24 protein-coding genes are annotated in these 25,444 nt (G+C 62.9%); 8 read left to right on the top strand and 16 right to left on the bottom strand.

The genetic code is table 11. From position 1 onward, the window contains the following. Nucleotides 1-6: 6 nt before the first annotated feature. The 13 genes from P3T23_RS08520 to P3T23_RS08580 all read right to left on the bottom strand — a co-directional run bounded on the left by P3T23_RS08520 (nucleotide 7) and on the right by P3T23_RS08580 (nucleotide 13,001). Nucleotides 7-813, bottom strand: coding sequence for an SDR family NAD(P)-dependent oxidoreductase (locus P3T23_RS08520; RefSeq protein WP_429315726.1), 807 nt, complete (start codon nucleotides 811-813; stop codon nucleotides 7-9). A 98-nt stretch (nucleotides 814-911) separates the two neighbouring features. Next, nucleotides 912-2,090, bottom strand: coding sequence for an NlpC/P60 family protein (locus tag P3T23_RS08525; protein WP_429315727.1), 1,179 nt, complete (start codon nucleotides 2,088-2,090; stop codon nucleotides 912-914). A gap of 223 nt (nucleotides 2,091-2,313) precedes the next feature. Further along, nucleotides 2,314-4,146, bottom strand: coding sequence for a PhoH family protein (locus tag P3T23_RS08530; protein ID WP_429315728.1), 1,833 nt, complete (start codon nucleotides 4,144-4,146; stop codon nucleotides 2,314-2,316). Nucleotides 4,147-4,247: 101 nt separating this feature from the next. Beyond that, complete coding sequence (locus tag P3T23_RS08535) at nucleotides 4,248-4,379, bottom strand: hypothetical protein (protein ID WP_279571332.1); 132 nt, start codon at nucleotides 4,377-4,379, stop codon at nucleotides 4,248-4,250. A 102-nt stretch (nucleotides 4,380-4,481) separates the two neighbouring features. Further along, nucleotides 4,482-4,943, bottom strand: coding sequence for a peroxiredoxin (locus tag P3T23_RS08540; RefSeq protein ID WP_429315729.1), 462 nt, complete (start codon nucleotides 4,941-4,943; stop codon nucleotides 4,482-4,484). 156 nt (nucleotides 4,944-5,099) lie between these two features. Next, complete coding sequence (locus P3T23_RS08545) at nucleotides 5,100-5,996, bottom strand: polysaccharide deacetylase family protein (RefSeq protein ID WP_429315730.1); 897 nt, start codon at nucleotides 5,994-5,996, stop codon at nucleotides 5,100-5,102. Between the two features lie 10 nt (nucleotides 5,997-6,006). Beyond that, on the bottom strand, nucleotides 6,007-7,056 hold the full coding sequence (locus P3T23_RS08550; protein ID WP_429315731.1) for a bifunctional UDP-4-keto-pentose/UDP-xylose synthase: 1,050 nt from the start codon (nucleotides 7,054-7,056) through the stop codon (nucleotides 6,007-6,009). Beyond that, nucleotides 7,053-7,991, bottom strand: coding sequence for a formyltransferase (locus tag P3T23_RS08555; RefSeq protein WP_429315732.1), 939 nt, complete (start codon nucleotides 7,989-7,991; stop codon nucleotides 7,053-7,055). Before P3T23_RS08555 ends, P3T23_RS08550 begins: the two co-directional genes overlap by 4 nt. After that, nucleotides 7,988-9,049, bottom strand: coding sequence for a glycosyltransferase (locus P3T23_RS08560; protein WP_429315733.1), 1,062 nt, complete (start codon nucleotides 9,047-9,049; stop codon nucleotides 7,988-7,990). The genes P3T23_RS08555 and P3T23_RS08560 overlap by 4 nt, the downstream gene beginning before the upstream one ends. A gap of 6 nt (nucleotides 9,050-9,055) precedes the next feature. Next, nucleotides 9,056-10,207: a DegT/DnrJ/EryC1/StrS family aminotransferase gene (locus P3T23_RS08565; protein WP_429315734.1), complete on the bottom strand. Its 1,152-nt coding sequence runs from the start codon at nucleotides 10,205-10,207 to the stop codon at nucleotides 9,056-9,058. A gap of 164 nt (nucleotides 10,208-10,371) precedes the next feature. Further along, on the bottom strand, nucleotides 10,372-10,743 hold the full coding sequence (locus P3T23_RS08570; RefSeq protein WP_429315735.1) for an SMR family transporter: 372 nt from the start codon (nucleotides 10,741-10,743) through the stop codon (nucleotides 10,372-10,374). A 33-nt stretch (nucleotides 10,744-10,776) separates the two neighbouring features. Next, on the bottom strand, nucleotides 10,777-12,459 hold the full coding sequence (locus P3T23_RS08575) for a phospholipid carrier-dependent glycosyltransferase (protein ID WP_429315736.1): 1,683 nt from the start codon (nucleotides 12,457-12,459) through the stop codon (nucleotides 10,777-10,779). 167 nt (nucleotides 12,460-12,626) lie between these two features. Next, nucleotides 12,627-13,001 (bottom strand): Mth938-like domain-containing protein, encoded by a 375-nt coding sequence (locus tag P3T23_RS08580; protein ID WP_133664196.1) that lies wholly within the window; start codon nucleotides 12,999-13,001, stop codon nucleotides 12,627-12,629. Between the two features lie 469 nt (nucleotides 13,002-13,470). Between P3T23_RS08580 and P3T23_RS08585 the strand changes: the two genes are divergently transcribed. The 6 genes from P3T23_RS08585 (at nucleotide 13,471) to P3T23_RS08610 (ending at nucleotide 19,854) form a co-directional block, all read left to right on the top strand. Beyond that, nucleotides 13,471-14,718 carry a pyridoxal phosphate-dependent aminotransferase gene (locus P3T23_RS08585; RefSeq protein WP_429315737.1) on the top strand — a complete coding sequence of 416 codons (1,248 nt, stop codon included), beginning with the start codon at nucleotides 13,471-13,473 and terminating at the stop codon, nucleotides 14,716-14,718. A 68-nt stretch (nucleotides 14,719-14,786) separates the two neighbouring features. Then, on the top strand, nucleotides 14,787-16,118 hold the full coding sequence (locus P3T23_RS08590; protein ID WP_429315738.1) for a homoserine dehydrogenase: 1,332 nt from the start codon (nucleotides 14,787-14,789) through the stop codon (nucleotides 16,116-16,118). A gap of 9 nt (nucleotides 16,119-16,127) precedes the next feature. Then, on the top strand, nucleotides 16,128-17,579 hold the full coding sequence (thrC, locus tag P3T23_RS08595; RefSeq protein ID WP_429315739.1) for a threonine synthase: 1,452 nt from the start codon (nucleotides 16,128-16,130) through the stop codon (nucleotides 17,577-17,579). Nucleotides 17,580-17,825: 246 nt separating this feature from the next. After that, nucleotides 17,826-19,070 (top strand): molybdopterin molybdotransferase MoeA, encoded by a 1,245-nt coding sequence (locus tag P3T23_RS08600; protein ID WP_429315740.1) that lies wholly within the window; start codon nucleotides 17,826-17,828, stop codon nucleotides 19,068-19,070. A 30-nt stretch (nucleotides 19,071-19,100) separates the two neighbouring features. Further along, nucleotides 19,101-19,358 (top strand): molybdopterin converting factor subunit 1, encoded by a 258-nt coding sequence (moaD, locus tag P3T23_RS08605; RefSeq protein WP_429315741.1) that lies wholly within the window; start codon nucleotides 19,101-19,103, stop codon nucleotides 19,356-19,358. Nucleotides 19,359-19,380: 22 nt separating this feature from the next. Further along, on the top strand, nucleotides 19,381-19,854 hold the full coding sequence (locus P3T23_RS08610; protein ID WP_429315742.1) for a molybdenum cofactor biosynthesis protein MoaE: 474 nt from the start codon (nucleotides 19,381-19,383) through the stop codon (nucleotides 19,852-19,854). Between the two features lie 67 nt (nucleotides 19,855-19,921). Here the strand turns inward: P3T23_RS08610 and P3T23_RS08615 are convergent, their stop codons facing one another. Further along, the gene (locus tag P3T23_RS08615) at nucleotides 19,922-20,464 is read right to left on the bottom strand and encodes a group III truncated hemoglobin (RefSeq protein WP_429315743.1); all 543 of its coding nucleotides are present in this window, start codon (nucleotides 20,462-20,464) and stop codon (nucleotides 19,922-19,924) included. A 254-nt stretch (nucleotides 20,465-20,718) separates the two neighbouring features. Between P3T23_RS08615 and P3T23_RS08620 the strand changes: the two genes are divergently transcribed. Beyond that, nucleotides 20,719-21,192 (top strand): RrF2 family transcriptional regulator, encoded by a 474-nt coding sequence (locus tag P3T23_RS08620; RefSeq protein WP_429315744.1) that lies wholly within the window; start codon nucleotides 20,719-20,721, stop codon nucleotides 21,190-21,192. A 138-nt stretch (nucleotides 21,193-21,330) separates the two neighbouring features. Beyond that, nucleotides 21,331-23,928 carry an ATP-dependent chaperone ClpB gene (gene clpB / locus P3T23_RS08625; protein WP_429315745.1) on the top strand — a complete coding sequence of 866 codons (2,598 nt, stop codon included), beginning with the start codon at nucleotides 21,331-21,333 and terminating at the stop codon, nucleotides 23,926-23,928. 166 nt (nucleotides 23,929-24,094) lie between these two features. On the opposite strand, the gene P3T23_RS08630 is transcribed toward clpB, so the two are convergent. Beyond that, the gene (locus tag P3T23_RS08630; RefSeq protein ID WP_429315746.1) at nucleotides 24,095-24,520 is read right to left on the bottom strand and encodes a YidB family protein; all 426 of its coding nucleotides are present in this window, start codon (nucleotides 24,518-24,520) and stop codon (nucleotides 24,095-24,097) included. Between the two features lie 129 nt (nucleotides 24,521-24,649). Then, a complete protein-coding gene (locus P3T23_RS08635) occupies nucleotides 24,650-25,204 on the bottom strand; it encodes a ComEA family DNA-binding protein (RefSeq protein WP_429315747.1) in 555 nt (184 codons plus the stop codon). Between the last annotated feature and the right edge of the window lie 240 nt (nucleotides 25,205-25,444).

The following is a 25,444-nucleotide window of genomic DNA, read 5'->3' on the forward strand; positions in this document are numbered from 1 at the left end:
GCCGCATCAGATCAACGGCGCGCTGCCTCCGTCCATCGGGACAATCGCCCCCGTTACGTAACTCGCGCGACGGCTGGCCAGGAAGAGCGCGACGTCCGCAATTTCTTCGGGTTTCGCATAGCGCCCGAGCGGCACCTTCGCTTGACCACGTGCGAGTGCTTCATCTGTGTCGATGCCTTGCTGGTCGGCTTCCAGTTTCAGCGCCTCTTCCACTCTTTCCGTCAGCGCCGCCCCTGGATTGATCGCGTTGATCCGGATTCCGTAGCGCGCGTAGTAATGCGCGAGCCCGACTGTCGCCAGCATCAACGCGGCATTCGCGGCGCCCCCAGCGATGTGGATATCGCTCGCGATCTTGCCGCCCATCCCGATGACGTTGACGATGGCGCCGGGTTCAGCCGTGCCGCCCGCTTTTACGCGCTCTACCATGCGCCGCAAGACTTCCTGCTGCGGGTAGATGTACGGAAAGTATTTGGCTTCCATCGTTGCCTTGAACGCAGCAGCGTCGAGCAATTCTGGGTCGTAGCGCTTCGCCGCGCCCGCGCTGTTGATCAGGATGTCGATCGGGCCTACAGCCTCGCTGACTTCCTCGACCACATCGGTGGCGCTATGCGGTTCGTGCAGGTCAGCACGGGTTAAATGCACATGCAGACCTTCGTTCGCCAACTGTTCGCGGGCGCGGGCGAGATTGGCGGGATCGCGCGACACGATCGCAACTCTCGCGCCTTCAGTGGCGAACGCCCGGGCGCAGGCCAGCCCGATGCCCTTGCTACCACCGGTAATCAGTACCACCTTGTCTTTGAGCCCGAGATCCATCGTCGCCACCCTGCGGTCGGAGAATATGGGCAACGATAGCAGAGGCCCGGGTCTCCGGGGAATTGGCCGAACGGTCTATGGACTGTGCGATCTGAAAGTCAGAAACTGCCGTTGGCGAAGCGGGCGATAGGGTCGTCGTTGGTGTGGGTCGCAGCGGGGACGGGGCGGGAAGCCGTGGAGGCGCGCATGACCTGCACTTCACCGGCCGCGCCGGATTGCTGCGCCTGCTGCGCCTGCTGTGCCTGACGCACAGCGACTGCCGCGGGCGGCGGGGGCTCGAAGGCGTCGGCGGCGGCGTCGATGGCGTCCGGCGCATTGGCGACTGCGGCGTGCTCCGCGGAGGCTTCAGGCGCGACCTGGATGGGTGCTGGCGTGGTGGCCCGCGTGGACGCGAGGGCATCCGAACCTTCTTGCGCACGGGGCGCCTGCACAACCGAAGGCGCGATGGCCCCGGCAGCGCGCGCCTGCATCTGCGCCGCGCTCAAGCCTGGCGGGGGCGGTTCAAACGGGTCACTGGACGCAGCAGCGGGTTGGGCCGTGGCGGAAATGACTGTCGAAGTGGAGCCGGTGGCGGACGGTGTCCGGAATGAAGCAGCCGACACGCGTGCTGAAAGTGGCGACGAAGTCGCCACGGTCGGCGCAGCTCCGGATGCAGCCTGGCTAACAGGGGGCTGCGTCATCGAAGGGGCTTTATCCGGCTCAGTCGACGCCTGCAAGGTTGGTGTATCGAACGGAGCAGGGTTTCGGGCGGGCGGTGCGACTCGCCGGATGCCGTCAAACCGCTTCGCCCAGTAGGGATTCGTCAGGTAGTCGAGCCGGACCGTACCACCTGTCGATGGCGCATTCACAAAGCGCAGCTTGCCGACGTAAATGCCGACATGCGAATGTGGCCGACCCGTTGTATTGAAGAAAATCAAGTCCCCGGTGGCGATCTCGTCGGGTTCGACCGATTCGCCGCGCCCGCTCATGTCCGCTGTTGTACGAGGCAGACTCACCGAGGCTGCCCGCGATACTACATAACGCACGAGCCCGCTGCAGTCGAAGCCGCTGTCCGGCGTATTGCCGCCCCAGCGGTACGGTACACCGACGAGGCTCATGGCCTGGATCGAGATTTCCTCACGACCGACGCTGTGGTCGACGAAATTCGGGAAACCGGATGGGGTGGTGCGGTAGGCGCCTTCGCTCGAGGTGGCCGGCCCGCGCGAGACCTTCTGCGGCGCGCCGGAGCATGCAGCGAGCAGAAGCGCAATCAGCAGCGGGAACCAGAGTCGGCGCATGGACACACAGACGAGCGTAAACGTCCGCTTAAAGCGAAGATGTGCCGATGGTAGTCCGTGCGACCAGCCTCAGGCAAGAATTGCTGATAATTTACTTGAAGTATGCGCGCTAAGTGTTGCTTTGCCGGAACGGCGCGATTGCAGCACCCGAGTTGGGTTCACCAGGAAAAAAGCCGCGCCGGGCAATACCCGGCGCGGCTTCGAGACAAAGCAGGAGCGAAACTTAAAGAATCTCGGACGCGTAATCCGCCAGCCGCGAGCGTTCGCCGCGGGCGAGAGTCACGTGGCCGCTATGCGCCCAGCCTTTGAAGCGATCGACGACATACGTCAGCCCCGAGCTGCCTTCCGTCAGGTAGGGTGTGTCGATCTGCGCGATGTTACCGAGGCAGATGATCTTGGTGCCTGGTCCCGCCCGTGTGACAAGTGTTTTCATCTGTTTTGGCGTCAGGTTTTGCGCCTCGTCGATGATCAGGTATTTGTCCACGAACGTGCGGCCACGCATGAAGTTCATGCTCTTGATCTTCAGGCGCGAGCGGATCAGTTCCTGGGTCGCGGCGCGTCCCCATTCGCCGGCGGCATCGTCGGTTTTCTGGAGGACCTCTAGGTTGTCGTCGAAGGCGCCCATCCACGGCTGCATCTTTTCTTCTTCCGTACCCGGCAGGAAGCCGATGTCTTCGCCCACCGGCACCGTCGCACGCGTCACGATGATTTCGTTGTAGCGCTTGTCGTCGAGCACCTGTGCGAGGCCGGCCGCCAGCGCGACGAGCGTCTTGCCGGTCCCGGCCTGGCCCAGCAGCGTGACGAAATCGATCTCCGGATTCATCAGCAGATTGAGCGCAAAATTCTGCTCGCGGTTGCGCGCCGTGATGCCCCACACGTTGTTCTTGTGGTGGCCGTAGTCACGCAACGTCTGCAGCAATGCGGTCTTGCCGTTCAGTTCACGCACGAGCGCATGGAACGCCGGTTCGCCGTTCTGCGGTTCGAGATAAACGAATTCGTTGACGAGCATCGACGCGCACAGCGGGCCGGTTACGCGGTAATACGTGGTGCCGGTTTTCGTGTCCTGCCAGCTCTCCATGCCCTTCGCGTGCTTCGTCCAGAAATCCTGGGGCAGCGCGCGGATGCCGGAATAGAGCAGATCCTTGTCTTCGAGAACCTGATCGTTGAAGTAGTCCTCGGCGGGCAGGCCGAGCGCGTGCGCCTTGATGCGCATGTTGATGTCTTTCGACACCAGCACGACCTGGCGGTCCGCCCGGTCACGCTGCAACGCACGCACTACGCCGAGAATCTGGTTGTCAGCCTTGCCTTGCGGCAGGCCTTCGACCGGCTCGATGTGGGTCAGCCTGGTCTGAAAATACAGACGCCCCGACGCTTCACGGCTACCGAGGCGGGCCAGGGAGATGCCTTCCGACATGTCGCCCGCGTTCGCGACGAGCGCGTCGAGCGTACGGCTGACCTGGCGCGCGTTGCGCGCGACTTCCGACATCCCTTTCTTGTGGTTGTCGAGTTCTTCCAACGTCATCATCGGCAGATAGACGTCGTGTTCCTCGAAGCGGAACAGGCAGGTCGGATCGTGCATCAAGACGTTGGTGTCGAGCACGAACAGCTTGCGGATTTCGATTTCGCCGGCTTTGCGGCCACGGCTCTTTGTCGTGCCGCGTGTCGCGGGCGCGGACGCGGCGGGAACGGCGGCTTCGGCTTCCTTGCCGGCGCGTGCCACTACGGGGTGAGCGGGCTCGGCAGGTTGGCCCGGCTCGGTGCGTGCAGCGGGCACGGGCTGAAGCAGCGCGGCGGTCTGTTTCGAGCGGCGGCCCCGGGCGGGCGCCGGCGCTTCGGCCGCGGCAGGCGAAGCCGGAACGGGGCGCAGCGTAGTCGCGGCGTTGGCGGCGTGCGTCATCGGCGTGGCAACGCTGGTACGACCATAATCGGCCGTTTCCAGCTGCTCCCCTTCGTGGGCCTGTTTGCGGGCGGATTTCGCCGCTGGCTGGGCTTTCGCCTTGTACTCATCAGGCGGCAAGAGATTGCCGAGCTTGCTGGGCGGGGTAGGCAAAGGCATGGTTTCCCTCGGAAAAAGCGGGTCACATATCGTGCGTCGCCTGTCGCATCCTGTCGTGCCGGAACAGCGCACGCAGTTTGCGCCCGGAGACGCGCTTTGGTCTAGAAATGCCGGTTCGCCTGAGTTTCGATGCGCTCCTTGACAAAAACGCGTTGCTGAACGGAAGAACGGCTTCGCGCAAACAAAAAAGCCGCCTCCCCGGCAACCGGGGCAAGCGGCTCGACTTCGGTCATCGCGTTGCGCCTCACGACTTCAACAACAGCAGCGTGAAAGCCAGCGCAGCAGCGGAAAGAATGGGGTGATGGGGCACTCATTGCGGACCAATATAACGCGCCTCAAAGCGCTTGTACAGCCTCCAGAATCTCGTCGACATGCCCCGGCACCTTGACGCCGCGCCATTCCTGGCGCAACACGCCATCGCCGTCGATGAGGAAGGTGGAGCGCTCGATTCCACGTACTTCCTTGCCATACATTTTCTTCAGTTTCATGACGCCGAAGAGTGCGCACAGCGTTTCGTCCGGATCGGACACAAGCGGAAAGGGCAGTTCGAGCTTTGCCTTGAAGTTGTCATGCGAGCGTACGCTATCGCGCGACACACCGACGATTTCCGCGCCGGCCTTCCTGAACTTCGGGTAAAGATCGCGGAACTGCAGACCTTCGGTCGTGCAGCCCGGCGTGTTGTCCTTCGGATAGAAATACAGCACCGCCTTCTTGCCCCGAAGACTTGACAGCGTGAACTCGCCGCCGGTTGCGGCAGCGGTAAAGTCGGGGACGGGTTGGTCGACTGCGATGGGCACGAGGTTCTCCGGTTGTTATCGGCATGACGAAGCGGCTGGGGCGGCTTCGTCAGTCTTGAGCATCGAGGTGCGGGGAGTGGTCCGGTACGCGTGAAACGTCGCGACAGCGCGTAAGGTCCGGCGAGGTCCGCAAGGTCCGGTTTGGCGCGGCGCCGATCAGTCGGGCTGGACGATCAGTTCGCCGGAGCGGCCGGGAATTTCACCCCATGTAACAGGGTACGATGGCAGCGTGCTTCGGTCCAGCGCGGCGTGATAGTCGCCCATGGTCGCAAACGTATGGCCTTGCGCGCGCCAGCCGTCGAGGAGTTGCTCAAACACCGGCGCGAGCTTCTGTCCTTCGAGTTCGGCGTGCAGCGTGAAGACCTGATCGTGCGGATTGTTCTGCGTGCGCTTCAGGTACCACGCGGCAACGTTATCGATATCCACGCCATCGACCCCCAGCACTTCATCGAGCGTTGGCAGCGTGGTGGGCATCTGGACGTGCGACAGCGTTCGTCCGTTGACCACCGGAAAATACGGCGTATGGCCACGCCCGTCGGACGCGTAGTGCATGCCCCACGCGTCGATCTGCTCGAACGCGGCGCCGTTCATCTGCCAGCCGGCTGCACCGTGCGTAACAGGCGGCGAGCCGAAGATGTCGATGAACCGGGTGTAACTCTTCTTCATCTCGGCGGCGGTCCATTCGGGCGGACGCGAACGCACGTTGTCCTGCCAGTACACGTGATCCCACGTATGAATGCCGCATTCGAAGCCGGCTTCGTGGATCGCACGCATCTCCGACGTGGCGCGCACGCCGATATCCGGACCGGGCAACAGCACGCCATACATCAGTTGCTTCACACCGTAGTGCTCGACCACCGATGTGCGCGACACCTTCTTCAGAAAACCCGGGCGCAGCACGCGGCGCATCGCCCAGCCAGTGTGGTCGGGCCCGAGGCTGAAGAGGAAGGTGGCGCGCGCCTTGAAGCGGTCGAAGATACGCGCGAGATTCGGCACGCCTTCACGCGTGCCGCGCAGCGTGTCGACGTCGATCTTCAGGACGATACGAGGCAAGGCGCCGCCTTTACGGTTGCTGCTCGACGAGCGCGCGAGCGTCTGCGACGTGGCCGCGATATGCTTCGAAAATCTTGCGCAGTGCGTCGTCGAAGGTGGACACCGGCGCCCAGCCGAGTTCCTGCTTCGTGTTGTCGATCTTCGGCACGCGGTTCTGCACGTCCTGATAGCCCGCGCCGTAGTACGCACCCGACGACGTCTCGACGAGCTGAACCTTCTTCGCCGTTTCCGCGTATTCCGGGAATTCGGCGGCGAGCGCCAGCATCTTGTGCGCGAGTTCGCGCACCGAGAAGTTGTTGGTCGGATTGCCGATGTTGTAGATCTTGCCCGTCGCGACGCCGTTCCGGTTTTCGATGATCTTCATCAGCGCGCCGATGCCGTCGTCGATATCCGTGAACGCACGCTTTTGCGCTCCGCCGTCGACGAGGCTGATGTTCTCGCCGCGTACGATATGGCCGAGGAACTGCGTGACCACGCGCGAGCTGCCTTCCTTCGGCGTGTAGATCGAATCGAGGCCCGGGCCGATCCAGTTGAACGGACGGAACAGCGTGAAGTTGAGGCCCTCCATGCCGTAACCCCAGATCACGCGGTCCATCAGCTGCTTCGAGCACGCGTAGATCCAGCGCGGCTTGTTGATCGGGCCGTAGGTGAGTTGCGATGCGTCCGGATCGAACTGTTCATCGTCGCACATGCCGTAGACCTCGGAGGTCGACGGGAAGACCAGGTGCTTGCCGTACTTGACGGCCGAACGGACGATCGGCAGGTTTGCTTCGAAGTCGAGTTCGAACACGCGCAGCGGCTGCTTCACGTAGGTTGCGGGCGTAGCGATCGCGACGAGCGGCAGGATCACGTCGCACTTCTTCACGTGATATTCGACCCATTCCTTGTTGATCGTGATGTCGCCTTCGAAGAAGTGCATCCGCTCGTGATTGACGAGGTCGCCAAGGCGGTCCGTCTGCATGTCCATCCCGAACACTTCCCAGTCGGTCGTTTCGAGAATGCGCTTGGACAGGTGATGGCCGATGAAGCCATTGACGCCCAGAATCAGGACTTTTTTCATGAAGAGTGACGGGGAGAGTGAATGAGCTGGGTGAATCCGGCGGGGGTGACGACGGTTTCTTGACCGTCGTGCTGATGCCGCAATTCGTGGATAGCGATGGCGCGACCGTCGCCGCATATCGCAAAAATGGCATTATCGCTTACGTGGAGTCCCGGCGGCAAATCCGACTGCAGGGCAGCGGGTGGCGCCAGTCGTGCCCGCGCGACGATGAAACGCTGGCCTTCGAGGTCCGTGAAGGCACCTGGATAGGGCGGCGCGACCGCGCGTATCAGGTTGTAGACCTGATGCGCCGGCTGGTTCCAGTCGATGCGTCCATCTTCGGGTTTGCGTCCCCCGAAGTAGCTGCCGTGCGACAGATCGTTCGGCAGATGCGGCGCTTCGCCGGCAAGCAGGGCGGGCAACACGCGCCAGAGCGTCTGCTCGGCCGCGACAGTGACCTTGTCGAAAACCTGCGCGGCGGTATCGTCGGGCAGGATCGGCACAGGTGTCTGCGCGACGATTGCGCCGGCGTCGGGCTTCGTCGCCATTTCATGCAGCGTGGCGCCGGTTTCCGTTTCGCCGTTCAGCACCGCCCAGTTGGTCGGCACGCGGCCGCGGTATTTCGGCAGCAGCGAACCGTGCATGTTGTACGCGCCGCGTGCGGCGATCGCCAGCAGGTCGACTGGCAGCATATGCCGGTAATAGAACGAGAAGATGAAGTCCGGCCGCGCGGCGCTCACGGCGGCGCGCAGTTCGGGGCTGCGCGGGTCGGCCGGCGTGACGACAGGAATGCCATGTTCGGCGGCCACCGACGCAACGCTGCCGAACCAGATGTTCTCGGTCGGGCTGTCTTCATGCGTGACGACGAGCGCCACGTCGACACCGCGCGCGAGCAGCACCTGCAGGCAGCGCACGCCGACATTGTGATAGGCGAATACGACTGCGCGGGGTTTCATGGCTGCGGGCCCTGATCGATGGCTGGCGCGATCGGCACGTTCTGCACAGCCTGCACGACGGTCTGCCGCGGGGCCTGCGTGACCGTGGTGCCGTCGCGTTGTTCGAGGATCGTCTGCACCAGATAGCGTGGCCGCGCGCGCACCTGCTGATAGATGCGCCCGATGTATTCGCCAAGCAGCCCGAGCGCGAAAATGATCACGCCAAGCAGGAAGAACGTAATGGCGAAGAGCGTGAACACACCTTGCACTTCCGCCCCGATGATGAAGCGGCGGATCAGCAGCAGCACGAAGAGCGCGGCTGATCCGAACGACAGGATCACGCCGATGAACGACAGCCACTGCAGCGGCACGACTGAGAAGCCAGTCACCAGGTCGAAGTTCAAACGGATCAGGCTGTAGAGCGAATACTTCGATTCGCCTGCAAAACGCTCTTCGTGCGCGACCTCGATCTCGACCGGGTTTTGCGCGAATGTGTAGGCGAGTGCCGGAATGAACGTATTGATTTCGCCACAGCGGTTGATCGTATCGATGACCTGACGGCTGTACGCGCGCAGCATGCAGCCCTGATCAGTCATCTTGATGCGGGTGATGCGTTCGCGCAGACGGTTCATCGCACGCGACGCCTTGCGGCGCCACAGGCTGTCCTGGCGCTGCGTGCGGATCGAGCCGACGTAGTCGTAGCCCTCGCGCATCTTCGCGACGAGCTTGGCGATTTCTTCCGGCGGATTCTGCAGGTCGGCGTCGAGCGTAAGGATGATCTCGCCGCGCGACTGCTCGAAGCCCGCGAGGATCGCCATGTGCTGACCGAAGTTGCCGTTCAGCAGGATCACGCGCGTCACGTCGGGCCTCGCGCGGAACTGCCCGGCGAGTATCGCCGCCGATTTGTCCCGGCTGCCGTCGTTGATGAAGATCACTTCGTAGGTTGTGCCGAGTGTGTCGAGCGCCGGGTAGAGGCGTGCGAAGAGCTCCGCGAGACCTTGCTCTTCGTTGTACACCGGGATGACGATCGAGACTTCCGGCGCGTCCGACGCTCGGGAGTGATGTTCCGTTTGACTCATTTCCGCTTATTTTCCGAATTGTTCGCAAATTTCATTGACCGCGCGGCATACCCGTGCCACGTCACCTTCGTTCATCAGCGTGAAGAGCGGCAGCGTGACCGTGGTGGCGCCAAAGCGCTCCGCGTGAGGGAACATGCCTTCCTTGAAGCCCCGCGCGCGATACAGCGAGAACAGGTGGATTGCCGGGTAGTGCACCCCCGAGCCGATACCGCGTTCCTTCAGCTGCGCCATGAACCCGGCGCGATCCAGCGACAGCTTTTCGAGCGGCAGCGTGATCTGGAACATGTGCCAGTTGCTGTTCTCGAAGTCGGCGAGCGGCAGGCCGACGCCGAGTTTGACGGCCGCGCCGCCTTCGAAGCCTGAAAAGTAAGCGCGTGCAAGATTTTTGCGCTGCGCGATGAAGCGTTGCAGATGCGGCAGCTGACCGAGGCCGACGCGTGCGGCCACGTCCGTCAGGTTGTACTTGCCGCCGAGCACGTCGCAGTCCATGCCGTCGAAGCCGGTGCGCGTGATGCCCTGCAGCCGGTACTTCTGGGCGAGGATCGCTTCGTCTTCGTTGTTGAGCACGAGTGCGCCGCCTTCGATTGACGTCAGGTTCTTGTTCGCATGAAAGCTGAATGAAACCATATCGCCGAGCTTGCCGATGCGCTCACCTTTCCAGGTCGAGCCGAATGCCTGCGCGGCATCTTCGACGACACGCAGTTTATGTGCCCGGGCAATGTCGTACAGGCGGTCCATGTCGACCGGCAGGCCCGACAGATAAACCGGAATGATTGCTTTCGTGCGCGCCGTGATGGCCTTCTCGAGCAGGCCGAGATCCATGTTACGCGTCTTCGGATCGATGTCGACGAAGACCGGCGTCGCGCCCGTTTCGATGATCACGTTGCTCGTTGCGACCCACGAGGCCGGCGTCGTGATGACTTCGTCGCCTTCGCCCACGCCAGCGATCCGCAGGCCGATTTCGAGCGTCGCCGTGCCGGAATTGAACGTGCGCACCGGCCGCCCGCCGCAGAATTCCGACAGCGCGGCCTCGAACTTCTGGTTCTGCGGACCGGTCGTGATCCAGCCGGAGCGCAGCACGTCGGCTACGCCCTGAATCGTCTCTTCATCGATTTCCGGACGGACAAACGGCAAAAACGGGACTGATGGCTGGCTCATGAATGCTGTGCTCGATAAAAAGGGTGCAATGTGCAAGTGTGCTCAAACAGGCCTTATGCGAACCTTAAGGCACGCTTAAGCGCCTGCCAAAACGGCTCGACGCGGCGACCGGCAACGGACCGTTGCGCTGACGGTTGCAGGGCGGCTTTATACCACCACCGCGCCTAGCTTCGTGCAAGCACGAAAACGCCGACCAGGATAATGCCGATGCCAACGAGCTTCTGGACCGACAGCACCTCGCCGAACAGATACCAGGCCGCGAAGGCGTTGACGACGTAGCCGAGCGAGAGCATCGGATAGGCAATCGATACATCCACCCGTGACAACCCGATCACCCAGACGCCGACGCTCACCACATAGCAGGCGAGCCCGCCGATGATCGGCAACTGGGTTGCCAGCTTGAAGGCGATGGGCAGGATGTTCGCACGGGTGAATTCGAAGTGTCCAACGGCATTCGTGCCGGCTTTGAGCAGCAACTGCGCGCAGGCGTTCAGCGACACGCCTGCGAGGATGCAAAAGAGGGAAATGGGGTTCATCGGCGACAAGAGGTCCGTTGTTCTGATATGGGGTTACTGTTGCGGTTTTTCCACGATCACGCGCCGCACATCGCGGGCGACGACCTGCATCGGCACTTTCCTGGCCGACAGTTCGTTAAAGCGCTGCGGTGGCATCAAGGCGAGCGCATAACGGTCGCTGTCCCACCGTTTGATCCATTCGTCGACGGTCGGCACCCATTTCTCCGGTTCCACCGATACACCGAATGTCAGTTCATCCGGCTGCGCGACCATGATCATCGTGTGGCCGACGTAGAACGGCATCGTGTGATCGAGCACCCCCACTGAGTAGAACGGCGTATCGGGCGGCAGCTTTGCCAGCGCAGCCTTGACGGCGGGCGCGAGCGGCGCGCCGGAGCTCAGGCGCCCGAACACGTCGTGACCCGTGCCCGCGATGGTGGCAACCAGCAGCCACGCGGCGCCGAACGCCACGGTCGCGCCGACGATTCCGGTGCGGCTCCGCCGGTTGAGCCAGAGCGCGACGAGCGTCAGCAGGAACCCTACGCCAAGCGCCGCGAATACCCAGACCTGATAGGCGCGATACAGCTCGTTCGGCGTTCGCGCGTCGCCCAGCCGGCCGAGGAAAATCGCACCAAACCCTGCGACGACGAAGAACACGGCATAGCCGGTCAGATGGCGGCGCCACTGGTCGCGCGTCACGAGCGGCAGGTACATGCCGATCAGGAGCGCGAGGGCCGGGGCGATCGGCAGCGTGTACGAGAGCAGCTTCGAATGCGATGCACTGAAGAACAGGAAGATGAACACCGCCCACACCAGCAGCAGGATCACCGGCGAGAAGCCGTTCGGCTGGCGCGGCGTGCGCAGCGCGTGGCGGATGCTCTGGACGCTCACCGACAGCCACGGCAGAAATCCCACGAGGATCACCGGCACAAAGTAGTAGATGGGGCCGGGGCGGTTCTGCTCGGGCGTCAGATAGCGCTGGAACTGCTGGACGATGAAGAAGAAATTCAGGAATTCCGGGTTGCGCTGCTGGACAAGAACGAACCAGGGCGTCGCAATCACGAAGAAGACAATCAGCCCGCTGACCAGATACAGGCGCTTCCAGACCGCCCAGTCGCGCGCGATGAGCGTGTACAGCACGAGCACGGCGCCCGGCAGGATGATGCCGACCAGCCCCTTCGACAGCACGGCGAGCGCCATCGAGCCCCAACATAGCCACATCCAGAGCCGCACGTGGCTTGCCGGCAGGTTGGGGCGCTGCGCAAGCAGCAATGAACTGAGCGTCAACTCCATCCAGAACGACAGACCCATGTCGAGCGTGTTGAAGTGGCCCATCAGGTACCAGTACGGCGCAGTCGCCAGCACGAGCGCGGCGAACAGGCCCGTCGCCGCGTTGAACACGCGCGTGCCGGTGTAGCCGACGAGCAGCACGCCGGCGAAGCCCGTGAGCGCCGTGTAGAGCCGTGCCTGCCACTCGCCGACGCCGAACCACGCGAACGTCAGCGCATTGGCCCAGGTCTGCAGCGGCGGCTTTTCGAAGTATTTGTAGGCGTTGTAGCGCGGCGTGATCCAGTCGCCCGTGACGAACATTTCGCGGGCCATTTCCGCATAGCGGCCTTCATCGCTTGGCAGCAGGTGGCGCCAGCCGAGCGGCACGAACCAGATGACAGCGAGCGCAACGACGAGCAGCAGGATCGCGGTGCGGTTGAGCGGTAGCCGGGACGGCGTATCGTTCATGGGTTTTCAGCCTGTTTATCAATGCCGCGGAGCGGCGTCGTGAAAGGGTGAGCGACGATAGTGAGGCGGACCTGCGCCGGGCCTCGGTCCATTGAGGCGCCGTGGCGCAGCCGTGCCTGTTGCGCAGCGTGTGGCAACGCCGTGCCGCGTTAGCGGCGCCGCGCGCTCTAGCTTTCGATCAGCAATGCAGCCGCGACCTTGCGGCCTTCGGCCATCAGGATGTTGTAGGTCCGGCAGGCCGCCTTGAAGTCCATCGTCTCGACACCGATGCGGTGTTTCGCGAGCGCGGCGGTCAGGCGCGGGTGCGGGAAGCGCAGGCGTTCGCCGCTGCCGAACACGACGACTTCCGGTGCCGGTGCAATCAGCAGCTCGAAGTGTTCGGGGGTAAGCGATTCGAACGAAGAGACCGGCCAGGCGATGACGGGTGCGTCTGGAAGCACGAGGATGCTGCCCATATGGCGCTCGAGGTTGATTTCGACATAGTCGGCGCCGTAGCCGGTGACGGTGTTGAGGGCGCCGCTGGAATCCTGGTGTAGTTTCAAATTCGTGATCCGGGGTCGTCGTGAGGCATCGTGGCCATCGTGAATATCGGGGGCGGGTGCTGCGCGCGAAGCGCGCCGCGTCGCTTTACAACCAGCTACACACAAAATGGCACGAAATGGGCGAATTGGCCAAAAAGGCTGGCCGACACGCTTGGTGCATTGCGGAAGTCGGCCAAAATCCGCTAAATTATAACTTTTTAGCCGCCCGGCGGCGCCCCCTTGCTTCGCGCGACGCCACAAGCTGCGCCGGAGAGGTTCGTCAGACGGCAAAAGACCGGCAAAATGACGACAGAAGGGCGCGACTCAGACAGGTCCCCCCACATGGACCGGCCGCTCCCGGGCCTGCTTCCCCGTCAAGAGGCTTTCGCAGACCGGTCCGTCCAGACTGGTCGGCCTCGGCCGGACTTCGCAGATTGAACATCGCAGGCTGATTTTTCCAGACTGACACCGACTGATTGACCAGGACCCCGTGCCCGCCGTGAAACCGATTCTGAAATCCAACAAGCTGTTGAATGTCTGCTACGACATCCGCGGGCCCGTTCTCGAACATGCGAAGCGCCTCGAAGAAGAAGGCCATCGCATCATCAAGCTGAATATCGGCAACCTGGCGCCGTTCGGTTTCGACGCCCCGGACGAAATCATTCAGGACATGATCCTGAACCTGCCGGGCTCGTCGGGCTATTCCGACTCGAAAGGCGTGTTCGCGGCGCGCAAGGCGATCATGCACTACGCGCAGCAGAAGAACGTGCTGGGCGTCGAACTCGACGACATCTTCATTGGCAACGGCGCTTCCGAACTGATCGTGATGGCGCTGCAGGGTCTCCTGAACGACGGCGACGAAGTGCTGCTGCCCGCGCCGGACTATCCGCTGTGGACCGCCGGCGTGAGCCTGTCGGGCGGAACGCCAGTGCACTACATCTGCGACGAATCGAACGGCTGGATGCCCGACCCGGACGATATCCGCGCGAAGATCACGCCGAACACGCGTGCGCTCGTCGTGATCAATCCGAACAATCCCACCGGTGCACTGTATTCGAACGAACTGCTGCTCGAACTGATCCAGATCGCGCGCGAGCATGGCCTCGTGATCTTCGCCGACGAGGTCTACGACAAGATCGTCTACGACGGCAAGCAGCACACCGCGATCGGCGCGCTGTCCGAAGACGTGCTGACGGTCACCTTCAACAGCCTGTCGAAGAGCTACCGTTCGTGCGGCTATCGCGCGGGCTGGATGTTCATTTCAGGCCTGACCGGCGAGAACCGCCGCCGCTCGAAAGACTACGTCGAAGGCCTCGGCATCCTCGCCTCGATGCGGCTGTGCCCGAACGTTCCGGGTCAGTACGCGATCCAGACGGCGCTCGGCGGCTACCAGAGCATCAACGATCTGATCGTGCCCACGGGGCGCCTGTACAGGCAGCGCGAACTGGCGTATGACATGCTGACGTCGATTCCCGGTGTAACCTGTGTGAAACCGCAGGCGGCGCTCTACATGTTCCCGCGTCTCGATCCGAAGATGTACCCGATCGAAAACGACCAGCAGTTCATCCTCGATCTACTGCTCGAAGAGCGTGTGCTGCTCGTCCAGGGCAGTGGCTTCAACTGGAAGACGCCAGATCATTTCCGCGTCGTCTTCCTGCCGAACGTCGACGATCTTGCCGATTCCATCAACCGGATCGCGCGTTTCCTCGACGGTTATCGCAAACGCCACGCGGCCTGACGCCTGAACTGACGCACCGGCCGTCCGCAACCTGTTTCCTTAATCTCTTACTCGAAAACACACGCTGCATGGAACCGATCAAAGTTGGACTGCTGGGCTTCGGCACGGTAGGCAGCGGCACCTTCACCGTACTGCGCCGCAATCAGGAAGAAATCAAACGCCGCGCGGGCCGCGGCATTGAAGTGGCGCGCATCGCCGTACGCAATCCCGCGAAGGCGACAGCCGCGCTCGGCAGCGAAAGCGGCACCGTGCAGATTACGGACGACTTCGGCTCGGTGGTCGACGATCCGTCGATCGATATCGTTGCGGAAATGATCGGCGGCACGGGCATCGCGCGCGAACTGGTGCTGCGCGCAATCCGCAACCGCAAGCATGTCGTGACGGCGAACAAGGCGCTTCTCGCGGTGCACGGCACGGAAATCTTCGAGGCGGCGCGTGCGAACGGCGTGATGGTGGCGTTCGAAGCAGCGGTAGCGGGCGGTATTCCGATCATCAAGGCGCTGCGCGAAGGGCTCACGGCGAACCGCATCCAGTACATCGCGGGCATCATCAACGGCACGACGAATTACATCCTGTCGGAGATGCGCGACCGCGGTCTCGACTTCGCGACGGCGCTCAAGGCCGCGCAGGAACTGGGCTACGCGGAAGCCGATCCGACCTTCGACATCGAAGGCGTCGACGCTGCGCACAAGGCGACGATCATGAGTGCGATCGCGTTCGGCGTGCCGGTGCAGTTCGACCGCGCCTATGTCGAAGGCATCAGCAAGCTTGCCGCAATCGACATCCGTTACGCGGAAGAACTCGGCTATCGCATCAAGCTGCTCGGCATCGCTCGCCGCACGGATAGAGGTATCGAACTGCGCGTCCATCCGACGCTGATCCCGGAGAAACGTCTGCTCGCGAACGTCGAAGGTGCGATGAACGCGGTCGTGGTGCACGGCGACGCGGTGGGTTCGACGCTGTATTACGGCAAGGGCGCGGGCGCGGAGCCGACGGCATCGGCCGTGATCGCCGATCTGGTCGACGTGACGCGTCTGCATACTGCGGATCCGGAGCATCGCGTGCCGCATCTGGCGTTCCAGCCGGACAGCCTGTCGAGCACGCCGATCCTGCCGATCGACGAAGTGACGAGCGGTTACTACCTGCGTCTGCGGGTCGCCGATGTGACCGGCGTGCTGGCCGACATCACGCGCATCCTCGCCGACACGGGTATTTCGATCGACGCGCTGCTGCAGAAGGAATCGGAGCAGGTCGATGCGAACGGCAAGGGCGAAACCGACATCATCCTGATCACGCACGAAACGGTCGAAAAGAACGTCAACGCGGCGATCGCGAACATCGAAGCGCTGAAGACCGTCGTGTCGAAGGTGACGAAGCTGCGCATGGAAGCGCTGAACTAGGCCACACATATGAACTACATCTCCACGCGCGGCGCCGGAGCCGGCGAGCGCCACACTTTCTCGGACATCCTGCTCGGCGGTCTGGCAAAAGACGGCGGCCTCTATCTGCCCGCGCACTACCCGCGCGTCACGGCGGACGAACTGTCCCGCTGGCGCGGGCTGTCGTACGCGGATCTCGCCTTCGAGATCCTGTCGAAGTTCAGCGACGACATCCCCGCTGAAGACCTCCGCACGCTGACGCGCCGCACCTATACGGCCGAGACCTACTGCAACGTCCGCGACGACGAAAGCGCCGCGCAGATCACGCCTTTGAAGACCCTGGGCGTCGAAAATGGCGCGCCGCTGTCGCTGCTCGAACTGTCGAACGGACCGACGCTCGCGTTCAAGGACATGGCGATGCAACTGATCGGCAACCTGTTCGAGTACGCGCTCGCCAGGCATGGTGAGACGCTGAACATCCTCGGCGCGACCTCGGGTGACACCGGCAGCGCGGCCGAATATGCGATGCGCGGCAAGAAGGGCATCAGCGTCTTCATGCTGTCGCCGCACAGGAAGATGAGCGCGTTCCAGACGGCGCAGATGTACAGCCTGCAGGACCCGAACATCTTCAATCTGGCGGTCGAAGGCGTGTTCGACGATTGCCAGGATATCGTCAAGGCAGTGTCGAACGACCACGCGTTCAAGGCGAAGCACCGGATCGGCACGGTCAACTCGATCAACTGGGCACGGGTCGTCGCGCAGGTCGTGTACTACTTCAAGGGCTATTTCGCGGCGACGAAGTCAAACGACGAGCGCGTGTCGTTCACGGTGCCGTCCGGGAATTTCGGCAACGTCTGCGCAGGCCATATCGCGCGGATGATGGGTCTGCCGATTGAGAAGCTCGTCGTCGCGACCAACGAGAACGATGTGCTCGACGAGTTCTTCCGCACGGGCACCTACCGTGTGCGCAAGGCGGCCGAGACGTATCACACCAGCAGCCCGAGCATGGACATCTCGAAGGCGTCGAATTTCGAGCGTTTCGTGTTCGACCTGCTGGGTCGCGATCCGGCACGCGTACTGCAACTGTTCCGCGACGTCGAAGAAAAGGGCGGTTTCGATCTGGCGGCAAGCGGCGACTTCGCGCGGGTGCGGGAATTCGGCTTTGTGTCGGGGCACAGCAGCCATGCGGATCGCCTCGACGCGATCCGTGACGTGTTCGAGCGCTACGACACGATGATCGATACGCATACCGCCGACGGCCTGAAGGTTGCGCGCGAGCATCTGCAGCCGGGCATTCCGATGATCGTGCTGGAAACCGCGCAGCCGATCAAGTTCGGCGAGACGATCCGCGAAGCGCTGCTGCGCGAACCGGAGCGGCCGGCGGCGTTCTCTGGTCTCGAAGCGCTGCCGCAGCGATTCGAAGTGTTGCCGGCTGACGTCCAGCGGGTGAAGGACTTCGTCGCAACACACACCTCGAACTGAGTGGGTGAATGAGTGAACGACCGGCGCGCCGAGCGCGCGCCGGTCCGGAACGCGGAATGGCCATGATGCCGCTCATTGGAAGATGAGACCGGCGTCATGGCCGTTTTGCGTTGCGGGCGTCCGCAAAAGGATGCTATCCGTCCAGCGTGCCCCGCCTGCGCCCTCTGACCGCTACAATATTCTTTTCGGTCCTGCGCGCCAGCCCATTCGATGTCTACGCCTTCATCTTCCGCGCCTCGCGCGCCGATGCTTTCGACCGCCGATGCGCTCGCCACGCTGCTCGGCGCGGCCCGTGCCGTCGAAGGCACGGAAACATTGCCAACCCTCGATGCGCTGAATCGCGTGCTGGCCGCCGATGTCGTGTCGCCGCTCGACGTGCCGCCGATGAACACCAGTTCGATGGACGGCTATGCGGTCCGCGTGGCTGATCTGTCGCAAGGCGAGCGCCGCTTGCCGGTGTCGCAGCGCATTCCTGCCGGACATGCGCCGCAGCCGCTTGCAGCGGGCACGGCGGCGCGCATTTTCACGGGGGCGACGGTGCCGTCCGGTGCGGACGCCATCGTCATGCAGGAGCAAACCGAAACGACCGGCGACGAAGTCGCGATTCTGCACACGCCGAAGGCCGGCGAATGGATCACGCAGCAGGGCGCGGACATCCGCAGCGGTTCCGTGATCCTGCCTGCGGGCACGCGGCTTACGCCGCAGGCACTGGGGCTGGCGGCATCGGTCGGGTGCGCGACGCTGACCGTCGCGCGGCGCGTGAAGGTCGCCGTCTTTTTCACCGGCGACGAACTGACGATGCCCGGCGAGCCGCTCAAGCCAGGCGCCATCTACAACTCGAATCGCTTCACGCTGCGTGGTCTGCTCGCGAACCTGGGCTGCGAGGTATCGGACTACGGCATCGTGCCAGACCGGCTCGATGCGACCCGCGCTACCCTGCGCGAGGCTGCGCACGCACATGACCTGATCCTGACCTGCGGCGGTGTATCGGTGGGCGAGGAGGATCACGTGAAGCCGGCGGTCGAGGCGGAAGGGCGTCTGTCGATGTGGCAGATTGCGATGAAGCCGGGCAAGCCGCTTGCGTTCGGCGCGGTGCGCCGGTCGGGCGACGCGAACGCCACCGCCACCGCCACGGCCCCGGACGCGGGCGAAACCTTTTTCATCGGCTTGCCGGGCAATCCTGTGTCGAGTTTTGCGACCTTTCTGCTGTTCGTCCGTCCGTTCATCCTGCGGCTAGCCGGCGTGCGCACCGTCACACCGCGTGCGCTGTCGCTGCGTGCCGACTTCTCGCAGTCGAAGGCCGATCGCAGGAATGAATTCCTGCGTGCGCGTGTCAATCCGGCGGGTGGCCTCGACCTGTTCCCGAACCAGAGTTCGGCGGTGCTGACCTCGACGGTGTGGGGCGATGGCCTGATCGACAATCCCCCAAACCATGCGATCAGCGCGGGCGAAACCGTGCGTTTCATCCCTTTTTCCGAATTGCTGAACTGACGTTGCCTGACGCGGCGCCGGACACTGAACATGAAGATCCAGCTGAAATATTTTGCGAGCGTCCGCGAGGCGCTTGGCGTGGCGGACGAATCGGTCGTTCTGCCGGACGGCATTGCGACGGTCGGCGACGTGCGTGCCTGGCTGCGCGTGCGCGGCGGCGCGTGGGCCGAAGCGCTGGCCGAAGGCCGCGCCCTGCGCATGGCGTGTAACCACGAGATGACCGACGCCGCCACGCGTGTGACCGACGGCTGCGAAGTCGCGTTCTTTCCGCCCGTGACGGGCGGCTGAGAGACTGTCCGGGAGCTCGCCGATGACCGTTCGCGTCCAGACCGAAGATTTCGACCTGACCACCGAAGTAGCCGCCCTGCGCGCGCAGAACCCGAAGGTCGGCGCGGTGGCGTGCTTTGTCGGCACCGTGCGCGATCTGAACGACGGCAGCGCCGTCGAGACGATGGAACTCGAGCACTATCCGGGCATGACGGAGAAGGCGCTGGAGCAGATCGTCGAGACCGCGCGCCGCCGCTGGCCGGGCATCGATGTGCTGATCGTGCATCGGGTCGGCAAGCTCTGTCCGCTGGACCAGATCGTGCTGGTTGCCACGACTGCCTCGCATCGTGGCGATGCGTTCGCGTCGTGCGAGTTTGTGATGGACTACCTGAAGACCCAGGCGCCGTTCTGGAAGAAAGAGAAGACCGGCAGCGGCGAACGCTGGGTCGATGCGCGCGTCACCGATGACGCCGCGCTCGCCCGCTGGGGCGTCGATTCAGGCAACGCGAAGGCTTGATCCGGCGTGTGTGGCGGCAAGAGGCGGCCCCGGGATGGGAAGCGGGGCGATGCGGCTAACGGCGCACTCAATCTTCCTTGTTACGCCCGATGATCTTCGTCGGGAACGGCTCGCCACGCGGCCGTGCGCTTTCGTGCGCGTTGTCGTCACGATTGGGCCGCCGTGGCGCGATGCGTTCCAGCAGCGCCTGCTGTTCCGCAGGAATCGTGTAGTCCCAACCGAAGCGCGACAGTTGCAGGCTTTGTGCGATGCGCAACGCGGGCTCCATGAAACGGACTGCCGCGGCAGGTTCATAGCGCGACTCCACCGTATCCAGGAACAGATATAACCAGCGGCTGAAGTGCTGCGGCTCGATGCCCGGCAGCGGCTGATGCGCCTGCTGCACGTTGCCGCGATACTGTTTCGCGCCGAGCACGATGCTTCCCCAGAAGGTGCACATCTTCGGCAGATGCTCGTCCCAGCTTCCCGCAAGTGTGCGTTCGAAGACCGGCCCCAGCAGGGGATCGGCGCGCACGCGCTCATAGAACGCGTAGACCAGATCGCGGACGTTTTCTTCGGTCGGCTCAGGCTGGCGCGTGACGGCCGGCAGCGGGGGAAAGGACGGATTCATACAGTGAACACGGGTGAAAAGCGAAAATGGCGGAATTCAGCCGCACGGGCGCGCGGGACCGGGCGCGACCCTGAAACCGGCAAAATGCCGGTCCGTCTTGGAACACAGCGCAACGTGGCGCACACTAAACGTTCTGCGTTCGGACATACGTGCATCCAGGCGGCATGTTATTGCGTAGAGACAGGATCGACAACCCTTGTGCCGACGCGGTCGTCATGCTGATTGCGCCTGCCGCTCAATGCGACCGGAATCCCATGAGACTCACCGACTATACCGATTACGCGCTGCGCGTGATGCTTTATCTGGCGGTCCGCCGTGAAGGGCTCGCGACGATCCAGGACATCTCCGAGGCGTACGGCATCTCGAAGAATCATCTGATGAAGGTGGTCCAGCGGCTTGGCGAACTCGGCTGGGTCGAGACAGTGCGCGGCCGTCATGGCGGTCTGCGGCTCGCAGGTCAGTCGGGAGCGCTCACGGTTGGCCAGGTCGTGCGTGCGACCGAGACCGACTTCGCGCTCGTCGGTTGTATTCCCGATGACACGGGTAGCCTTCGGCATTGCGTGATTCAATCGCAATGCCAGTTGAAGGGGGTGTTCGAAGCCGCGCGCGAAGCGTTCCTGCTGGAACTCGACCGGCATACGATCCGTGATCTGGCGCAGCCGGCCGCGCCGCTCGCCGCATTGCTGGGTTTGCGCACGGCGGTGCCGATCATGCCCGTCGGGAAGTAAGCGGCGCCTGCCGGCTGGTGCGGCAGTCCGCGGTTTGTCGCGTCAATTTGTCAAAAAACTGCCGTCTAATGCAAAAAGGCGCTTGAAACCCGCACAAAGTACCCCATTTTGGTGATATTCGAAATTGGAGGTCTCTTAATGAGAATCGACAAACTTACCACCAAATTCCAGGAAGCATTGGCGGATGCGCAAAGCCTGGCTGTCGGCCACGACAATCAATACATCGAACCGGTCCATGTCCTCTCCGCGCTGGTCGCGCAGCAGGACGGCTCGGCCCGCTCGCTGCTCTCGCGTGCAGGCGTGCACGTGCAGCCGCTGCAAACGGCGCTGAACGACGCGATCACGCGTCTGCCGCAGGTGCAGGGCACCGACGGCAATGTGCAGATCGGCCGCGAAACCACGGGCCTGCTCAACCAGGCCGACAAGGAAGCACAGAAGCTCAACGACACCTTTATCGCGAGCGAAATGTTCCTGCTCGCCGTCGCCGACGACAAAGGCGAAGCGGGCCGGCTCGCGCGCCAGCACGGGCTGTCGCGCAAGTCGCTCGAAGCGGCGATCGCCGCGGTGCGTGGCGGCTCGCAGGTGCATAGCCAGGACGCCGAGAGCCAGCGCGAAGCCTTGAAGAAGTACACGGTCGACCTGACCGAGCGCGCCCGCGCCGGCAAGCTCGATCCGGTGATCGGCCGCGACGACGAAATTCGCCGCTCGATCCAGATCCTGCAACGGCGCACGAAGAACAATCCGGTGCTGATCGGCGAGCCGGGCGTGGGCAAGACGGCCATCGTCGAAGGGCTTGCGCAACGTATCGTCAATGGCGAAGTGCCGGAGACGCTCAAGGGCAAGCGCGTGCTGTCGCTCGACATGGCGGCGCTACTGGCCGGCGCGAAGTATCGCGGCGAGTTCGAAGAGCGTCTGAAAGCCGTGCTGAACGACATCGCCAAAGACGAAGGCCAGACCATCGTCTTCATCGACGAAATCCATACAATGGTCGGCGCGGGCAAGGCCGAGGGCGCGATGGACGCGGGCAACATGCTGAAGCCGGCGCTGTCGCGCGGCGAACTGCATTGTGTCGGCGCGACCACGCTCGACGAGTACCGCAAGTACATCGAGAAGGACGCAGCGCTCGAACGCCGGTTCCAGAAGGTGCTGGTCGACGAGCCGACGGTCGAAGCGACGATCGCGATTCTGCGCGGCTTGCAGGAGAGGTACGAACTGCACCACGGTGTCGATATCACCGACCCGGCGATCGTTGCCGCCGCGGAGCTGTCGCATCGCTATATCACCGACCGCTTTTTGCCGGACAAGGCGATCGATCTGATCGACGAAGCCGCTTCGAAGATCAAGATGGAAATCGATTCGAAGCCGGAAGAGATGGACCGGCTCGACCGTCGTTTGATCCAGCTGAAGATCGAGCGCGAAGCCGTCAAGAAGGAAAAGGACGAAGCGTCGCAGAAGCGCCTGCAGTTGATCGAGGAAGAAATCGAGCGGCTCAACCGCGAATATTCGGACCTCGAAGAGATCTGGGTGGCTGAAAAGGCCGCAGTGCAGGGCAGCGCGCAGTTGAAGGAAGATATCGAAAAAGTGCGTGCCGAGATTGTCCGGCAGCAACGCGAAGGCAAGCTCGAAAAGGTCGCGGAACTGCAGTACGGCAAGTTGCCGCAACTCGAAGCGCAACTGAAACAGGTTACGCAGGCGGAGGCGCAGGAGCAGAACAATCCGACGCGCCGGCGTCTCTTGCGCACCCAGGTTGGTGCGGAGGAAATCGCGGAAGTCGTGTCACGGGCGACCGGCATTCCAGTCTCGCGCATGATGCAGGGCGAGCGCGAAAAGCTGCTGCAGATCGAAGAGAAACTGCACGACCGTGTGGTCGGTCAGGACGAAGCGATCAGCGCGGTTGCCGATGCGATTCGTCGTTCCCGTGCGGGTCTCGCCGATCCGAACCGGCCGTATGGCTCGTTCCTGTTCCTCGGCCCGACAGGCGTCGGCAAGACCGAGTTGTGCAAGGCGCTGGCATCGTTCCTGTTCGATTCGGAAGATCATCTGATCCGCATCGACATGAGCGAATTCATGGAGAAGCACAGCGTCGCGCGTCTGATCGGCGCGCCGCCGGGCTATGTCGGCTATGAGGAAGGCGGTTACCTGACTGAAGCGGTGCGTCGCAAGCCGTACAGCGTGATCCTGCTCGACGAAATCGAGAAGGCTCATCCGGATGTCTTCAACGTGCTGCTTCAGGTGCTCGACGACGGCCGCATGACCGATGGCCAGGGACGTACCGTGGACTTCAAGAACACGGTGATCGTGATGACATCGAACCTCGGGTCGCAGGTGATCCAGTCGATGGTTGGCGAGCCACAGGAGGCCGTGAAGGATGCGGTCTGGGAAGAAGTGAAACTTCATTTCCGGCCCGAGTTCCTGAACCGGATCGACGACGTCGTCGTGTTCCACGCGCTTGACCGGTCGAACATCCAGTCGATTGCGCGGATTCAGTTGCAGCGGTTGCACGAGCGGCTGGCGAAACTCGACATGCAGCTGGTGGTGTCGGACGCAGCGCTGGAATTGATCGGCAAGGTCGGTTACGACCCTCTGTACGGCGCACGGCCGTTGAAGCGTGCGATCCAGCAGGAGATCGAGAATCCGGTCGCGAAGTTGATTCTGGCGGGCAGGTTTGGTCCGAAGGACGTGATTCCTGTCGAAGTGGAAAACGACAAGCTCGTGTTCGAGCGGGTTGTGCACTAAGCGAAAGAGGCGTGGGCCGCAGCCCACGCCCGGCGTTTGACGTAGTTTAAAGGGCAGCGATGGGATTCGTTGCCCTTTTTCTTTGCTGGGTGCTCAAGAAAATCCACGGGTATGCATGAATGACAGGATTTTGGCCCTGACCACCCCTGAATGACGCGTTCTTGTCCTAGGATTTGCCGAACAAGGAGGTGAGGCTACCGAGTGCGCCGAGCACGGTCGTCGAGTTCAACTGACCTTCCGCGGGAACCTCGCCTTCCGGTGTCGCAGCATTGACCACGTGAGGCAGTACCTGCGACAGCAAACCCGTCACCTGTTCCGGAGCGATACCGGCCTTCGAAGCGATACTCGTGACGGCGTCCGAACCGAGCACGTTGTGCAACGTATCCGGCGAGATTGGCTGGTTCTCACCGTTGCCGACCCACGAACTGATGATGTCGCCGGCGCCTTTGTCCTTGAACTGCTGGATCAGGCCGTTGAGGCCGCCCGGCTGGTTGTTCACGAATTCGAGTGCGGTCGCAATCAGCGCCTGCTGACCTCCGCCGCCTTCGGGTGATTTGTTGAGAAGGGAACCGATACTGTCGAGTAAGCTCATGACGGTCTCTCTTGAATGCCGGCAAACGCGAAGCGCGCCGGCGGTGGAACACGCCGCGCCGAAGCGCGGCACCGGTTAGGGGCAGTGGTGGGTGGCGAGGGCGCAAGGAGCACCGTCTGGCGCCAGCGATCACGCGCCCGATGCCGCCGAGGCAGCCTTCGCTTTCTTCGCCTTCTTCTTCGAAGCTTTTGCGTCTGATGCGCCGGCCGGTGCGCTGGCCGCAGCGGTCGGTGCTGGCGCCGATGCGGCGGCCTCTTTGGTCTTCTTCGATTTTTTCGTCCCCGAAGCTTCAGCTGGTGCGCTGGCTGGCGTCGCCGCGGGGGCGGCCGTTTCGGTCGAAGTCTTTGCCTTGCTGCTGGCGCTGCCGGACTTCGTCGTGGCAGGCGTCGAAGCCTTGGCGCCGGTCGGCGCGGCCGTTGAGCCGTTGATCGTCAAACCTGCCGCTTCGAGATTGACCACCGATTTGGCGCCGAGCCCCTTGACGCGTGCGGCGAGATCGTCAGCGTCCTTGAACGGCCCGTTTTTGGTCCGTTCGTCGATGATCGCCTTGGCATGGACGGGGCCGATCCCCTTGACCGATTCGAGCGCGGCCGTATCGGCTGTATTGACTTCGACCGCTGCCGCAAATGTGGCGGATAGCGACAGCGCAAACGCAACGCAGAGCATCAACAGCTTCTTCAGCATGGCAGGCACTCCATTGAGGGCAAAAAAATAGCCGGGAACGGACGACGTCTCCAGTCAGCAGGCGCTGCGTTCAAGCATAGGATAATTTGCACGCCCTTTTTACGAAAGCCGCTGATTTATAACGATTGATTCGTGACAAGCAAATTAATGTGGGCTCGATTTAACAGTTCACGCTGACCGGCAGGCTGTGGATGAAGCGCACGACAGCGCCGCTCGCCATGCATTTCTGCTTCGTTTCGG

The sequence above is a fragment of the Paraburkholderia sp. GAS448 genome (assembly GCF_050435685.1).
Lineage (GTDB): Bacteria > Pseudomonadota > Gammaproteobacteria > Burkholderiales > Burkholderiaceae > Paraburkholderia.

Bases quoted from the DNA above. Each gene is read 5' to 3' on its own strand.
- P3T23_RS08570 (WP_429315735.1), bottom strand. From the start codon at position 10,743: ATGAACCCCATTTCCCTCTTTTGCATCCTCGCAGGCGTGTCGCTGAAC.
- P3T23_RS08535 (WP_279571332.1), bottom strand. From the start codon at position 4,379: ATGACCGAAGTCGAGCCGCTTGCCCCGGTTGCCGGGGAGGCGGCTTTT.
- clpB (WP_429315745.1), top strand. From the start codon at position 21,331: ATGAGAATCGACAAACTTACCACCAAATTCCAGGAAGCATTGGCGGAT.
- P3T23_RS08630 (WP_429315746.1), bottom strand. From the start codon at position 24,520: ATGAGCTTACTCGACAGTATCGGTTCCCTTCTCAACAAATCACCCGAA.
- P3T23_RS08615 (WP_429315743.1), bottom strand. From the start codon at position 20,464: ATGAATCCGTCCTTTCCCCCGCTGCCGGCCGTCACGCGCCAGCCTGAG.
- P3T23_RS08555 (WP_429315732.1), bottom strand. From the start codon at position 7,991: ATGAAACCCCGCGCAGTCGTATTCGCCTATCACAATGTCGGCGTGCGC.
- moaD (WP_429315741.1), top strand. From the start codon at position 19,101: ATGAAGATCCAGCTGAAATATTTTGCGAGCGTCCGCGAGGCGCTTGGC.
- P3T23_RS08610 (WP_429315742.1), top strand. From the start codon at position 19,381: ATGACCGTTCGCGTCCAGACCGAAGATTTCGACCTGACCACCGAAGTA.
- P3T23_RS08565 (WP_429315734.1), bottom strand. From the start codon at position 10,207: ATGAGCCAGCCATCAGTCCCGTTTTTGCCGTTTGTCCGTCCGGAAATC.
- P3T23_RS08560 (WP_429315733.1), bottom strand. From the start codon at position 9,049: ATGAGTCAAACGGAACATCACTCCCGAGCGTCGGACGCGCCGGAAGTC.
- P3T23_RS08590 (WP_429315738.1), top strand. From the start codon at position 14,787: ATGGAACCGATCAAAGTTGGACTGCTGGGCTTCGGCACGGTAGGCAGC.
- P3T23_RS08635 (WP_429315747.1), bottom strand. From the start codon at position 25,204: ATGCTGAAGAAGCTGTTGATGCTCTGCGTTGCGTTTGCGCTGTCGCTA.
- P3T23_RS08520 (WP_429315726.1), bottom strand. From the start codon at position 813: ATGGATCTCGGGCTCAAAGACAAGGTGGTACTGATTACCGGTGGTAGC.
- P3T23_RS08525 (WP_429315727.1), bottom strand. From the start codon at position 2,090: ATGCGCCGACTCTGGTTCCCGCTGCTGATTGCGCTTCTGCTCGCTGCA.
- thrC (WP_429315739.1), top strand. From the start codon at position 16,128: ATGAACTACATCTCCACGCGCGGCGCCGGAGCCGGCGAGCGCCACACT.
- P3T23_RS08575 (WP_429315736.1), bottom strand. From the start codon at position 12,459: ATGAACGATACGCCGTCCCGGCTACCGCTCAACCGCACCGCGATCCTG.
- P3T23_RS08530 (WP_429315728.1), bottom strand. From the start codon at position 4,146: ATGCCTTTGCCTACCCCGCCCAGCAAGCTCGGCAATCTCTTGCCGCCT.
- P3T23_RS08600 (WP_429315740.1), top strand. From the start codon at position 17,826: ATGCTTTCGACCGCCGATGCGCTCGCCACGCTGCTCGGCGCGGCCCGT.
- P3T23_RS08620 (WP_429315744.1), top strand. From the start codon at position 20,719: ATGAGACTCACCGACTATACCGATTACGCGCTGCGCGTGATGCTTTAT.
- P3T23_RS08550 (WP_429315731.1), bottom strand. From the start codon at position 7,056: ATGAAAAAAGTCCTGATTCTGGGCGTCAATGGCTTCATCGGCCATCAC.